At 31.7% G+C, this 14,153-nt stretch carries 11 protein-coding genes; 7 read left to right on the top strand and 4 right to left on the bottom strand.

The window, feature by feature from the left end:
* Positions 1-13: 13 nt before the first annotated feature.
* Complete coding sequence (lysA, locus tag HA141_RS05945; RefSeq protein WP_209117808.1) at positions 14-1,387, bottom strand: diaminopimelate decarboxylase; 1,374 nt, start codon at positions 1,385-1,387, stop codon at positions 14-16.
* Positions 1,388-1,477: 90 nt separating this feature from the next.
* Here lysA and HA141_RS05940 point away from each other — a divergent pair, with 90 nt between their 5' ends.
* The 4 genes from HA141_RS05940 (at position 1,478) to HA141_RS05925 (ending at position 6,641) form a co-directional block, all read left to right on the top strand.
* Positions 1,478-1,918 (top strand): GNAT family N-acetyltransferase, encoded by a 441-nt coding sequence (locus HA141_RS05940; RefSeq protein WP_209117806.1) that lies wholly within the window; start codon positions 1,478-1,480, stop codon positions 1,916-1,918.
* 179 nt (positions 1,919-2,097) lie between these two features.
* Entirely contained in the window at positions 2,098-4,626 is a 2,529-nt protein-coding gene (locus HA141_RS05935; RefSeq protein WP_209117804.1) for an ATP-dependent Clp protease ATP-binding subunit, read from the top strand.
* A 15-nt stretch (positions 4,627-4,641) separates the two neighbouring features.
* The gene (locus HA141_RS05930) at positions 4,642-5,733 is read left to right on the top strand and encodes an iron-containing alcohol dehydrogenase (RefSeq protein ID WP_209117802.1); all 1,092 of its coding nucleotides are present in this window, start codon (positions 4,642-4,644) and stop codon (positions 5,731-5,733) included.
* A gap of 8 nt (positions 5,734-5,741) precedes the next feature.
* Complete coding sequence (locus HA141_RS05925; protein WP_209117800.1) at positions 5,742-6,641, top strand: alpha/beta fold hydrolase; 900 nt, start codon at positions 5,742-5,744, stop codon at positions 6,639-6,641.
* A gap of 12 nt (positions 6,642-6,653) precedes the next feature.
* On the opposite strand, the gene HA141_RS05920 is transcribed toward HA141_RS05925, so the two are convergent.
* Positions 6,654-7,511, bottom strand: a complete 858-nt coding sequence (locus HA141_RS05920) for a phosphatidate cytidylyltransferase (protein ID WP_209117798.1) — start codon at positions 7,509-7,511, stop codon at positions 6,654-6,656.
* A gap of 15 nt (positions 7,512-7,526) precedes the next feature.
* On the bottom strand, positions 7,527-8,918 hold the full coding sequence (locus tag HA141_RS05915) for an aminotransferase class I/II-fold pyridoxal phosphate-dependent enzyme (RefSeq protein WP_209117796.1): 1,392 nt from the start codon (positions 8,916-8,918) through the stop codon (positions 7,527-7,529).
* A gap of 64 nt (positions 8,919-8,982) precedes the next feature.
* On the opposite strand from HA141_RS05915, the gene HA141_RS05910 reads away from it, so the two are divergent.
* Both HA141_RS05910 and HA141_RS05905 read left to right on the top strand, forming a co-directional pair.
* Positions 8,983-10,641: an ABC1 kinase family protein gene (locus tag HA141_RS05910; RefSeq protein ID WP_209117794.1), complete on the top strand. Its 1,659-nt coding sequence runs from the start codon at positions 8,983-8,985 to the stop codon at positions 10,639-10,641.
* A gap of 180 nt (positions 10,642-10,821) precedes the next feature.
* The gene (locus HA141_RS05905; protein WP_245157286.1) at positions 10,822-11,352 is read left to right on the top strand and encodes a helix-turn-helix domain-containing protein; all 531 of its coding nucleotides are present in this window, start codon (positions 10,822-10,824) and stop codon (positions 11,350-11,352) included.
* Between the two features lie 15 nt (positions 11,353-11,367).
* Here the strand turns inward: HA141_RS05905 and malQ are convergent, their stop codons facing one another.
* Positions 11,368-12,918: a 4-alpha-glucanotransferase gene (malQ, locus tag HA141_RS05900; RefSeq protein ID WP_373921810.1), complete on the bottom strand. Its 1,551-nt coding sequence runs from the start codon at positions 12,916-12,918 to the stop codon at positions 11,368-11,370.
* Between the two features lie 226 nt (positions 12,919-13,144).
* On the opposite strand from malQ, the gene HA141_RS05895 reads away from it, so the two are divergent.
* Positions 13,145-14,140 (top strand): ribose-phosphate pyrophosphokinase, encoded by a 996-nt coding sequence (locus HA141_RS05895; RefSeq protein ID WP_209117790.1) that lies wholly within the window; start codon positions 13,145-13,147, stop codon positions 14,138-14,140.
* The last annotated feature ends 13 nt before the right edge of the window (positions 14,141-14,153 follow it).

Genomic DNA, 14,153 nt, shown 5'->3' with positions numbered 1-14,153 from the left:
AATCTAAATGTACCTAATTTTGTTTAAGAAAGCGATCAGGTAAGACGTCGTATTTTAAAAGATCCAACGGACTTTCTCTTTTTTGGATAATTTCTGCTTCACCATCAGAAACCAATAGAGCAGCAGGTCTTGGAATTCTGTTGTAATTAGAACTCATTGAGTTATTGTAAGCACCAGTACCAAAAACACATATGAGATCTCCTGTTTTGCAATTAGCTAGTTCTATCTCTTTAAACAACACATCTCCTGATTCGCAGTGTTTACCAGCGATAGTATATTTATTTTTGGAATTTATGTTAAAAGGATTACTTACCAAACAAGCGGAATAATTTGATTGATATGTTATCGGTCTTGGATTATCACTCATCCCACCATCAACAGACAAATATGTTCTGATCCCAGGTATTTCTTTAAACGCCCCAATTTTGTAAATTGTTATTCCTGCTGTGGATACAATTGATCTTCCTGGCTCACACATCAAAGTAGGTAAAGCTAGGCTGTGTTTTTTACAAGCTTTAATAACAGATGTAGAAATTGTTTTCACCCATTCATCAATTGAAGGGGGATCGTCCTTTTCTGTATATTTAATGCCTAAACCTCCACCTACATTCAATTTTTGAATATCATGGCCAAATTTTTTGGCGTCTAGAATGACATTCACCATTATTTCGCCTAGATCTTTATGTGGGTCTAGTTCAAAAATCTGTGACCCAATATGTGCATGTAATCCTTTTAATTTAAGATGTTTTGTCTTGCTGACTCTCTCAAATAAAATATTTAAATATTCAATTCCAAAACCAAATTTGCTATCAAATGATCCTGTTCTTATATATTCATGCGTATGGCATTCAATCCCAGGAGTAAAGCGAACCATTATTTCTAAATCACTATTAAATGCAGTTGAGATTTGCTCTAATCTTTCTAAGTCATAATCATTATCTACAATTATTCTAATATTATTTCTTACAGCAAACTCAATTTCTTTGTCTGATTTATTGTTACCATGGAAGACAATTTTTTCATTAGGTACCCCACCTTTAAGCGCCGTTAATAGTTCTCCTTCTGAAACCGCATCAAGACCTAAACCTTCTGAAGAAATTAGATTACTCATGAAGATTGAACTATTAGCCTTGGAGGCATATATGGGAAGAGATTTCCCTGGGTAATACTTTTCTAATGCTTTTTTGTATGCTCTACAAGAGTTTCTTAGAGTTACTTCGTCTAGAATATAAAGAGGAGAATCATACTTGTTAACTAATTCTTCTATTGAACATCCACCAACTGATAACTTTCCATCACTTCCAATGGATGTAGTGATAGGTACTATATTTTTATTTGGACTGTTGAAATCAATCTTTTGTTTTAAAAAGGATTTTTTTTCTTCCATGGGAAAACTCTAAAATAAAGTCATTCTAAAATCGTCATATTTTATAATGACATTTAATTCAAGTTTATTTGACTATTCTTTCATTATAAAATGTTATCGATTAAACAGATATATGAGAATGATATTGATTTATGTTATGAATTAGATTCAAATACCATTGCTTTATGGAGCAAAAAACAATGGGCTAAAGAGTTTAAAAAAAAAGGTATAAAAGTTTTTGGGATATTACTTTCAAATCTAGTTATAGGAATATGCGTTTTTCATGTGGTTTGTGATGAAGCTCAAATAAATTTTTTTGTTGTAAACCATAAATATAGAAAAAAAGGGTTTGGAACCTACCTTATGGATAATTTAATTAAAGAATGTGAAAATTTAAATTTAAGCAGATTAATCTTGGAAGTTTCTCATAATAATTCAATAGCAGACAAATTTTATAGTCGCTTTGATTTTTGTACTGTAGGAATTAGAAGAAATTATTATAAGGATGGTTCAGATGCTCTCCTAAAAGAAAAAAAATTAACAAGTAAATAATTGAAAGATTTAATTGTGCGGATAACCAGAATGACTGAAATTACTATAATTTATTGCTATATCACTAAAAAAGCAAAATTTAATTCAATAAAATATATTTTTGGGTATTCACAAAAGCTCATTCTGAACACAAAACTGACATATAACTGGTAGGTTATTACTAGGAATACAATCTTCTGATGTTTGAAAGATTTACAGAAAAAGCTATAAAGGTCATCATGCTTGCCCAAGAGGAAGCAAGAAGACTTGGCCATAATTTCGTTGGAACTGAACAAATTTTACTAGGTTTAATAGGAGAGGGTACTGGTGTTGCAGCTAAGGTTCTTAAATCACTGGGAGTTAATTTAAAAGATTCGAGAATTGAAGTAGAAAAGATAATTGGTAGAGGTTCAGGTTTTGTAGCTGTTGAAATACCTTTTACCCCTAGGGCTAAAAGAGTTTTAGAATTATCACTTGAAGAGGCTCGTCAATTAGGTCACAACTACATAGGGACTGAACATCTTTTGTTAGGCTTAATAAGAGAAGGTGAAGGGGTAGCTGCAAGAGTCCTTGAAAATCTTAGTATTGACCTTACTAAAGTGAGAACCCAAGTCATAAGAATGTTAGGCGAAACTGCTGAAGTCGGAAGTGGAGCTAATTCAAATAAGGGCAATCTAAAAACTGCTACTCTTGATGAATTTGGAACTAATTTAACAAAATTAGCTAGTGAAGCAAAACTCGATCCAGTTGTTGGACGTTTTGAAGAGATTGATCGTGTAGTCCAAATATTAGGTAGGCGGACTAAAAATAATCCCGTTCTTATTGGGGAACCTGGAGTAGGAAAAACGGCTATTGCAGAAGGTTTGGCTCAAAGAATCCAATTAGGAGATATCCCTGACATCCTCGAAGATAAAAGAGTTTTAACTCTTGATATTGGACTTTTAGTAGCTGGGACCAAATATAGAGGAGAATTTGAAGAGAGATTAAAAAAGATAATGGAAGAAATTAAATCTGCCGGCAATGTAATTCTTGTTATAGATGAAGTACATACATTAATCGGTGCTGGAGCCGCTGAAGGGGCTATAGACGCAGCTAATATTCTAAAACCAGCATTAGCCCGTGGAGAACTTCAATGTATTGGAGCAACAACACTCGATGAATATCGAAAACATATCGAAAGAGATGCTGCTCTAGAGAGAAGATTCCAACCTGTGATGGTTGGAGAACCATCTATAGAAGACACAATCGAAATCTTAAAAGGTCTAAGAGAGCGTTATGAACAACATCATCGCCTTAAAATTACTGATGATGCCTTAGAAGCTGCAGCACACCTAGGTGATCGCTATATTTCTGATAGATTTTTGCCTGATAAGGCTATAGACCTTATTGATGAGGCAGGAAGTAGAGTGCGCTTAATAAATTCTAAACTTCCGCCCGAAGCTAAACAAATTGATAAGGAATTAAGGCAAATTCAAAAACAAAAAGAAGAATCTGTAAGAGACCAAAACTTTGATCAGGCGGGTCAATTAAGAGAAAAAGAGATGGAATTGTCTGCAAAAATAAAAGAAGTACTAGAAAATATTAAAGGATCTACTGCTGAGGAAGAATCTATTACGAATACAAACTCAGAAAAAAATGAATCAAAACTTTTACATAGCCCTATGGTTAGTGAAGAGGATGTAGCTCATATTGTTGCATCTTGGACAGGTGTACCTGTTCAAAAGTTAACTGAAACAGAATCAGTCAAGCTCCTAAATATGGAGGAAACGCTTCACCAAAGACTAATTGGACAAGATGAGGCTGTAAAAGCTGTTTCTAGAGCAATTAGAAGAGCAAGGGTTGGTTTGAAAAATCCAAATAGGCCTATTGCAAGTTTTATTTTTTCCGGCCCTACTGGTGTGGGTAAAACTGAATTGACTAAATCTTTGGCATCATATTTCTTCGGTAGCGAAGAGGCAATGATTAGATTAGATATGTCAGAATTTATGGAGAGACATACAGTTAGTAAACTCATAGGTTCACCTCCAGGATATGTTGGCTTTAATGAAGGTGGTCAACTTACAGAGGCGGTTAGAAGAAGACCTTATACTGTTGTCTTATTTGATGAAGTAGAAAAAGCTCATCCAGATGTATTTAATTTATTATTGCAACTTCTTGAGGACGGCAGATTAACAGATTCTAAGGGTAGAACTGTAGATTTTAAAAATACTTTGCTAATAATGACTTCTAATATTGGTTCAAAAGTAATTGAGAAAGGTGGTGGTGGATTAGGATTTGAGTTTTCCGGTGATTCTGTGGAAGATAGCCAATACAATAGAATTAAATCTTTAGTTAATGAAGAACTTAAGCAATATTTTAGACCTGAATTTTTAAATAGACTTGATGAAATAATTGTATTTAGGCAATTATCTAAAAATGAGGTTAAAGAAATTGCCGAAATTATGCTGCAAGAAGTTTTTGCTAGATTGCAAGATAAGGGAATTAAATTAAGTGTAACTGATGCTTTTAAGGAAAGACTTGTCGAAGAAGGCTATAACCCCTCTTATGGAGCAAGGCCTCTAAGAAGGGCTGTCATGCGATTACTAGAGGATAGTTTAGCTGAAGAAGTTCTGTCGGGCAGAATTAAGGATGGAGACAAAGCTTTGGTTGATATAGATGAAAATAAAAAAGTTACAATAAATATTTCTTCTGAAGAATCTCCTCAAGAACTAGCTAGTGCTAACTTCTAATTAATTAAAGTCAATATGCAATCAATCTCTCCAGAAATAATATTTAGAGGGAATGATGCATGGGAAACATCTTTACCTAAAATCTCCGAATTTGTTAAAAGTCCATTAATTCTAGGCAGAAGTTTTCATACTTCTTTTTTGAGAAAAAAAATTTTTATAGATTTAAAAAATCAAAATCTTAATGTTAATTCTGCTAATTTGCAATTTGACTGTTGTTATGAAGATATTTCGAGGATTAAGAAAATTATTTTAAAAAATAATCATGATTCTGTTATCGCAGCAGGAGGTGGCAAAGTTCTAGATTCTGGTAAATTTATAGCAGATAATCTTAATATCCCTTGTATTACAGTTCCTCTTAGCGCTTCTACATGTGCAGGTTGGACAGCTTTATCTAATATTTACACAAAAAATGGCCAATTCATAAAAGATGTTGCATTAAGATCTTGTCCAAAAGTCTTAGTTTATGATCATAAATTTATTCAAACAGCTCCATTAAGAACACTAGCAAGTGGCATAGCGGATGCCCTGGCAAAGTGGTATGAATCCTCAACAACAAGTTCAACAATTGATGATGGCCTTGTTCAGCAAGCAATTCAGATATCAAGAGTTTTAAGAGATCAACTTCTAATAGACGGTGAAAAAGCATTTAATGGTGAATGCAAAAATAATCCATCTTGGCGAAAAACTATTGAAGCGTGTGGACTTACAGCAGGATTAGTAGGCGGGATTGGTGGAGAAAAGTGTAGGACTGCAGCCGCGCATGCTATTCATAACGCAATTACACAAATAATTACCCCAAATAAATTTTTTCATGGTGAGATTGTTGGTGTTGGAATATTATTACAGTTGAAACTAGAACAAATGAAGAATAATAATAAATTAGCTGATCAATCAATTAAACAATTGTTGATACTTATGAAAGCATTGAATTTGCCAACTACTATTGCTGAACTTGGGATAAATGTTTTTGAAAATAACAATTTAGATAAAATAGCTGATTTTACTTGTAGAGAAAAATCTGAGATTCACTTTTTGCCTTTTAAAATTAATAAACAGGATATAGTTGAGGTTATTGCCAATTTTGAACGTCAAAAAATTAAAATATAATTTTCTTTTTGACTAAAACCCGCTTGGAACAACTTAGTGATTTAAATGTTGACTTTTTTGAGAGAGCTAAAATTTCTCTTTTAGATCCATTAGGTCTTTATTTAGCAAATGATGTTAAGTGGATAAAACTTAATCAAGACTGGAACTCTTTGAAATTCCCTGTGGCTATAGGAGGAAAAGGTGAACCTATACTTCTTCTACATGGCTTTGACAGCAGTTTTTTAGAGTTTAGGAGAATATATCAATCATTAAAAAGAAATTTTACAGTTATAGTTCCTGATCTTTTAGGTTTTGGTTTTAGCCCAAGGTGTGCAACAAATGAATACAATGCCTCTAAAATAATTTCATATTTAATTGATCTCCTCAAGACCTTACAAATAACAAAAAATCTAAAAATTATTGGTGCTTCTATGGGAGGCTCAGCAGCTTTAAAACTTGCTTTTGAAATGCCTCATTTTATTGATAAAATTATTCTTTTATCTCCCGCGGGATTGTTCGGAGAATCTAAAAGTATTCCTTTTCCTCTTAATCAAATAGGAGCTTCATTTCTAGGTTTGCCGCAGGTTAGAAAAAGTCTTTGTAGGCAAGCATTTGCTTATCCAGATAAATGTGTTGGTGCAATGGAAGAGCAAATTGCTTCAATTCATCTAGGTTGTAAAGGATGGAGGAATTCGCTGGCATCGTTTGCAAAAAGTGGAGGTTTTGCTGGAACACATAAATTTATTCAAAATATCCCAATTAAAACAGTATGCGGAGAAAATGACCGCATTCTTGGAAAAAAAGAGATTAAAAATATAAGAAAAATTGAAAAATTAAATTTTGTAGGGTTGCAAAATTGTGGCCATCTTCCTCATATAGATCTACCATCATTATCAAGTAAAATTATTCAAGACTATTTTTTGGAATAAGAGAATTCATAATTAATTTAGATACCTGATAAGTATAAAAATGTAATACAAAACAGATGGAGTAAAGATGTAACTATCAATTCTGTCAAGAATCCCTCCATGTCCAGGTAAAAAAGTTCCTGAATCTTTTATTTTTGCATCTCTCTTCATCATTGATTCAATTAAATCTCCAACTAATGCCATAAGAGAAATTAGAATTCCATATAATATGCCAATTAATAATGGATAGTCCCAATTAAGTAAAAATGCAAAAAATATTGCAAGTACAATTGAACAGGATATCCCTCCAATTAAACCTTCTATTGTTTTGCTTGGAGATATTGGAGAAAGAGATGTTTTTCCAAATGACTTACCTATGAAATAAGACCCAATATCACTAGCTACAATTAAAAAACAAGATGTTAAAGTTAAATGCAGACCTGTAGTATTTGATAAGTTTTCAAAAGAAATAAAGCCTTGATATGAACTTTTTATCATGGACTCTAATCCCCTTAACTTAATCCAGTAACTAGGTAAAAAACCTAAATAGAATAAACCAAAAATAGAGGCTGCAATATCTGAAATTGTTCCAGATTTTGGTTGCAAAAGTAACCAAGTGCATATTCCAACTGAACAAATTGGCAAAATTGAATTTGATATTTCTCCTTCAAGCAGACCTATGCTCTCAAAATAAGTAGAAATTATAATAATAAAAGATGAAAATAATGTAGTTTTTGTAGCTGGTTTTATTCCTTTAAATTCTGCCATTCTAAAGAATTCCAATGATGCTAAATAAGTAAGCAAGGCTGTTGCTAGTGCAAAAACCCACCCCCCTAACAAAACAACAATTAAACCAAAAATTCCTATTAGTAATCCGCTTCTAAATCTCATATTAAATTTCTATTTTCACAAAACTCTTATATTAAAATTTACCAGATCTTTGTTGCATAAACTTTGTTTTTTTATCCAATTAAACCTATTCGCATCTATTTTTTCTCCAGGAACTAGTAGAGGTACCCCAGGAGGATAAGGGCAAATAATATCTCCAGATATTTTGTTTAATGATTGTGAGAAAGGAATCTTTCGAGTCTTACTTCTCCAAGCAACTCCAATATCAATTTCAGGTGCTTGCACTAATTTAAAGGGCGACTTTAACACCTCTAAACTTTTCATTCTTTTAGTCTTTAATAGTAATTCACTCCACAACTTTTCAAATAAATTAAGAAAATCTTTTTGATTCGCAAATCCTAAACAAAAAGTGAGAGTCATCATTTCTGGTAATTCAGCAATAAGACCATTTCTATAAAAAAAATTGTCGGCAGTAAAACCATCGATCCCAACCATAGAGGTATTTACTACTATTTTTAATGGGTCTTGGGTTTCTATTAAAGGTATATTCTTTTGGATTAATCTTTTGTATATACTTTTTGCTTCTAAAATTCTTTTTTGATATTTTAAAAAACTTTTTTTATTAAGCCAATCTTTAATAGATTCTTCACAAGAAGAAAGTAATAAGGAACTTGGACTAGTGGTTTGCAATAAATTGATACTCCTTATTAAATTATGCTCATTTACTAGATTTCCTTTGTACCAAAGTGCTGCGGTTTGAGTTAAACCATTGAGTGACTTATGCAATGAGTGAACGACTAAATCGGCGTTTGATAGTAAAGCGGATTTTGGTAAATTAAGTTTTTCACAAAAAAGGAAATAAGAGCCATGAGCTTCATCAACCAAAACAGGTAAATTTTTTTGATGACAAAGATTTATTAAAGGCTCTAGATCACCCGCATAACCTTGATAAGAGGGACTTACAAGAATTACTCCTGCAATTTTTTTTTCATTAAAATTTATTTTTTTAAATACACTTTCCAACCAGTTTTTAGTTAAAGGTTTGTAATGGCCTGTTTCTGATGAGGATTCTAAGTCAAAGAATATTGGGAGTATATTTTGCATCGCACAAGTTTTTATAACACTTACATGTACATTTCTTGGCATTAATAGAATTTCGCCTGGATTTGCCATTGCAATTACTGCTGATTGTATTAATCCAGAGGCTCCATTAACTCCAAAAAAACAGCCCTTAGTTTTGAATCTTTCCGAGAATTCTCTCTGAGACTTTGCTATTAGTCCGCTTTGGGATATTGGTGAGCCTAACTCTGGTAGTTCCGGTAAATCCCAGTATCCAGGGGGATTTTTTAATAATTTAACCAATTTCTGAGGTAAAGCGGCCCCTCTATTATGTGCTGGAAAGAACAGTGACTTCAAAAACTTCTTAGTTAGAAAAGATGAAATGCTCATAAAGTATTATTGACACATATAGAATGAATTAGAAAGTATTCTTCTTTGATATTTTTTAACTTTAATGAAAAAATCTTTTTCGAAATATTCAGCAAAAGGTGACTTGATTTGGTTGATATTGAGACCATGGATTTTTATCCCGAGAGTTTTATATATCCTTTTAACCTTTATTTTTCTTTTTTTTAGAATACTTTTTCAAGGTAACAGTAAAAACAAAAATGTACAAAAAAATCTTTCAAAATATCTTTTTGATGTAATAACAGATTTAGGACCTTGTTTTATAAAATTAGGTCAGGCACTTTCAACTAGACCAGATCTTGTTAGACAAGATTGGCTTACAGAACTTACGAACTTACAGGATAATCTTCCAGAATTTGATCACAAAATTGCTTTAAAAATTATTGAAGAGGAACTTGGGGCGCCTGCAAATGAATTATTTGTCGAGTTCCCAAATAGTCCTATTGCTTCAGCAAGCTTAGGGCAAGTTTATAAAGCAAAAATACAAAATAATAATTATGTAGCGGTTAAAGTTCAAAGACCAAATTTGTACTTTCTCATAAGAAGAGATGTTGTAATCTTAAGGTTTTTAGCAACTTTCTTTGCACCATTTTTACCATTAAATATAGGTGTTGGAATTGGAGAAATAATAGATGAATTTGGGAAAGCACTTTTTGATGAAATTGACTATGAAAAAGAGGGTTTAAATGCTTTAAAGTTTGCAAATTTATTCAAAGACAACCCTAATGTATTTATTCCTAAATTGGAAAAACATTTTTCATCCAAAAGGATTATCACAACCTCTTGGATTGATGGAGTTAAATTAAGAGATAGGGCTTTATTAGAAAAAAATAACTTAATACCCGCTTCTTTTATAAAAACTTGTGTAATCAGTGGACTGCAGCAATTATTTGAATATGGATACTTTCATGCTGACCCACACCCTGGAAATATGTTTGCTCTCAAAGGAGGAAATGCAGATTGTGGGAATCTAGCTTATGTAGATTTCGGAATGATGGATACAATCACAAACTCGGATAGACTTACTCTTATAAAGGCAATTGTTCACATAATAAATGAAGAATATTATCTTCTTGCCCAAGATTTCCAGAAATTAGGTTTTTTAACTAAAGAACAAGACCTTCAAAAACTTGTTGAACCTTTAAAAGAAGTTTTAGGTGGATCACTAGGTGCTGAGGTTGGAAACTTTAATCTTAAAAATGTAACTGATAAATTTTCAAAACTTATGTATTCTTATCCATTTAGAGTACCTAGTAGGTTTGCATTAATAATAAGAGCAGTGGTAAGCCAAGAAGGTTTAGCACTAAGATTAGATCCGGAATTTAAAATTTTAAAAATCGCATACCCTTACATTGCTAAAAAACTTCTTACGGATAATTCTGATGAGATTTTGGAAATTCTTTTAGAAGTTGTTTTTGATAATCAAGGTCGAATTCAAATAGAAAAAGTTGAAAGCTTATTTAATATTTTGTTTAAAGACTCTAAGAATATTAATTCAGATCTAATACCTGTCGCCAATGCTGGATTGAAGCTATTTGTTAGTAAAAAAGGATCCGAAGTTCGAAAAAGTCTTCTATTAAGCCTTATTAAAGATGAAAAGATAGAACTTAGTGAAGCAAAAAAACTTATTAGTTTAATTAGAGACACTTTTAGCCCTTTGAATATTGCAAAGAGTGCAGTTCAAAATATTATTTCTCCAGTTTAGTTTTAGATTCATAACAAGGTATAAACTTATAATTCTTAATCTTTAATTGATTAAAATAAATAAATTAATAATTATTATTCTTAATTGATTAAAATTAAATAAACTATTAATTTCTAAAAAATTGAATTTTCAAAAAATTAATTTTAATATTATTTCATTTAATTATCTTGAGCAAGGCGATTGGAAATTGATAATCAAGTACGTCATAAACATGTAATGAATATTTTGAAAAATCTATCTTTTTTTAATAAAAAAACTTCAATTAATAAAGACTTAAATAATGGGCTAATTGATCAGTATATTGAAATTGCGAGGTTAGTAAAAGAAGCAAGAATCCAACAAAAACTTACTGTACAAGAATTATCATTTATTTCAAAAATTCCAGAACAAATAATAAATTCTATTGAAAACAACGATGCAAAAAATATACCAAAGTATCCTTTTATAAGATCTGTATTAATTAAATTAGAGGAATGCTTATTTTTTAAAAAAAATACACTAGTAGAAAAAGCAACTAAAGAAAGGGAATCTATAAAGAAAGAAAAAAAAGATTTTCTATTAAGCAAATTTGATCTTTTAAATACTTGGCAAGGGAGTCTTCTTTATTTTCTTTTATTAATTACAATTTTATTTATATTAAAGAGATACTTTATTTTAAGTGTAAATGTTATTGAAATTCAAAATATTGAAAATAAAATCATTGATAAATAATTAATAAATTAATCCCTATAATCCTGTTCGCCCAAAATTATTTCCTAACTCACTAAAGAGTCTAATATTATCTTCTATTTCTTCTAATGGACGATTTAACTTCCATTTCCAGTTATTTTTTGTAGTACCAGGTTTATTTAATCTACTTGAGTCATCTAAGGATAATATATCTTGTAGAGGAGTAATAAAGAGATGAGCATTTGTGCCCATGCCAATTTCTATTAAACTCCATGAAGGATTTTCTGAAAATTTATACTCATCTTTTATTCTTGTTTTGGAGTTATTGTCTAAAGACTCCCACCATGAAAGGGAAGTGGAATTGTCATGAGTACCAGTATAAACAACCCAATTTTCTCCTTCAATATTCTTAGGTAAATATGGGTTATCTTCATTACCATCAAATGCGAATTGTAATATTTTCATGCCAGGAAGTTTAAAATTTGTTCTCAATTTTTCTACATCTGGTGTTATTACTCCCAGATCCTCCGCGATAATTGGTAAATAGTCAGACCCTAAATCTTTTTTTAATTTATTTAATAGTTCTCTACCAGGAGAGTTTATCCATTTACCATAAATTGCAGTTTTAGAAGTGCCATTAACTCTCCAGTAACCACTTAACCCTCTGAAATGATCAAATCTCAATAAATCTACAAGTTCAAATTGCCTTTTAAATCTTTTTCTCCACCAATCGAAGTTAGTCTTTTTATGTTTAGTCCAAAAGAAAGTTGGGGTTCCCCATAATTGTCCAGTTGATGAAAAATAATCGGGTGGAACCCCACTTTGAAAGATTAAATCACCATTTTTAAAAATTGAAAAAAGAGATTTATTACTCCATACGTCTGCGCTGTCTCTAGAAACATAAAAGGGCAAATCTCCTATTAGTTTAATTTTTAATGATTTAGCGTATTCTTTAATATCTCTCCATTGCTCATCTAAATGCCACTGTATTAATTTCTTGATAAGAATCTCTTCACTTTTTTTCTTAAACCATGAATTTAAAAACTTGTTATTTTTTGTTTTGAATTCATGAGGCCATTGCCACCAAGGCAACATATTGAACTCCTCACGAATAACAGCAAACATTGCATAATCTTCAACCCATGAATTATTAATACTCCATTCATGAAAATTAAGTTTTCTCTCTTCAGATTGGGAACTCCAAGCTTTTAAAAGGAGAAGACCTAATTTTTTTGTTAAGTTATCTGCAAAATCAAAATCAAAATAATCCCTGTTCTGATTTGTAATGCCTAACTCCTCTTTATTCGCAATGAATATAAAATCTTTCTCGATTAAATAATCAATATCAAGAAACCATGGGTTAAGCGCAAAAGTAGATGGAGAACTATAAGGTGAGCCAGTAGAGTCAGTGGGTGTAAGAGGCAAAAATTGCCAGTATTCAATACCATGTTCATTAAGCTTTTTTATCCATTCTTTAGCCCCTTTACCAAAAGTCCCACATCCACAACCTCCGGGTATTGATGACGGATGCAAAAGTATGCCTAATGATTTTTTGGTAAAAACTGTTTGTAAGGGCATCTTTTTAATTATATTTTGATTCTTTACAATTAAATTAATATTAATTCTCTAAAATCCACCATATACAAATTCTTTTTAATTGACAAATAATCCCAAGTACTTTTTTACTCAATTAAAAATAAATTCTAAATTTTAGATAACCTTTATTTTATATTTTGCTAAAGAGATGTGACTTTTAAAAAGATCTAGTTATTAATCTTTTGCCAAATTCACATAAACGACTACGATGAGGATATAGTTTTATAGTGCTAATTTCGTGACGAGTTTTATCACGGCAGTGCAGAATAAGGAATCAGACTTTAATCTAACTAACAGTAGATTAAGGCTTGTAAGTGGAACAACAAATCCTAAATTAGCGGGAGAAATTGCATCATACTTAGGTATTGAAAATGTACCCTTAATATCTAAGAGATTTGCTGATGGAGAACTTTATGTTCAGATACAGCAATCTATAAGAGGTTGCGATGTCTTTCTAATACAACCCACATGCGCTCCAGTAAACGATAGTTTAATGGAACTCATGATTATGGTTGACGCCTGCAAGAGGGCGTCTGCCAGGCAAATAACGGCTGTAATCCCCTATTTTGGGTATGCAAGGGCGGACAGGAAGACTTCAGGAAGAGAGTCCATAACGGCAAAACTTACTGCTAATTTACTAGAGAAATCTGGAGTCGATAGAGTACTTGCTATGGATTTACATTCGGCTCAAATACAAGGTTATTTTGATATACCATGCGATCATATTTACGGTTCACCGGTTTTGATTGATTATTTAGAAACTCTAAATTTAGAGGAAGTAGTTGTTGTCTCGCCAGATGTTGGAGGGGTTGCCAGAGCGAGAGCATTTGCAAAACAAATGAATGATGCCCCTCTAGCAATAATTGACAAAAGAAGAGCGGCTCATAATGTTGCTGAAAGTTTAACAGTCATTGGAGAAGTTAAAGGTAAAACAGCTATTCTTATAGACGACATGATAGACACAGGAGGTACAATTTGTTCTGGTGCTAATTTATTAAAAAAAGAAGGTGCCAAGAGAATATTCGCTTGTGCTTCACATGCAGTTTTTTCTCCTCCTTCTTATGAAAGATTAAGTACTAGAGATTTATTTGAGCAAGTAATTGTTACTAACAGCATACCCACTCTTATTAAAAATAATTTTCCTCAGTTAAAGGTTTTATCTGTGGCAAATATGTTAGGTGAAGCTATTTGGAGAATTCATGAAGAAAGTTCAGTTAGTTCAATGTTTAGATAATTATTTAATATTA

This window comes from Prochlorococcus marinus XMU1402 (assembly GCF_017696205.1).
Lineage (GTDB): Bacteria > Cyanobacteriota > Cyanobacteriia > PCC-6307 > Cyanobiaceae > Prochlorococcus_A > Prochlorococcus_A marinus_AC.
The sequence above is the reverse complement of the archived record's forward strand: the minus strand, read 5'-3'. Positions and strand labels throughout refer to the sequence as shown.

Bases quoted from the DNA above. Each gene is read 5' to 3' on its own strand.
- lysA (WP_209117808.1), bottom strand. From the start codon at position 1,387: ATGGAAGAAAAAAAATCCTTTTTAAAACAAAAGATTGATTTCAACAGT.
- HA141_RS05940 (WP_209117806.1), top strand. From the start codon at position 1,478: ATGTTATCGATTAAACAGATATATGAGAATGATATTGATTTATGTTAT.
- HA141_RS05935 (WP_209117804.1), top strand. From the start codon at position 2,098: ATGTTTGAAAGATTTACAGAAAAAGCTATAAAGGTCATCATGCTTGCC.
- HA141_RS05930 (WP_209117802.1), top strand. From the start codon at position 4,642: ATGCAATCAATCTCTCCAGAAATAATATTTAGAGGGAATGATGCATGG.
- HA141_RS05920 (WP_209117798.1), bottom strand. From the start codon at position 7,511: ATGAGATTTAGAAGCGGATTACTAATAGGAATTTTTGGTTTAATTGTT.
- HA141_RS05915 (WP_209117796.1), bottom strand. From the start codon at position 8,918: ATGAGCATTTCATCTTTTCTAACTAAGAAGTTTTTGAAGTCACTGTTC.
- HA141_RS05910 (WP_209117794.1), top strand. From the start codon at position 8,983: ATGAAAAAATCTTTTTCGAAATATTCAGCAAAAGGTGACTTGATTTGG.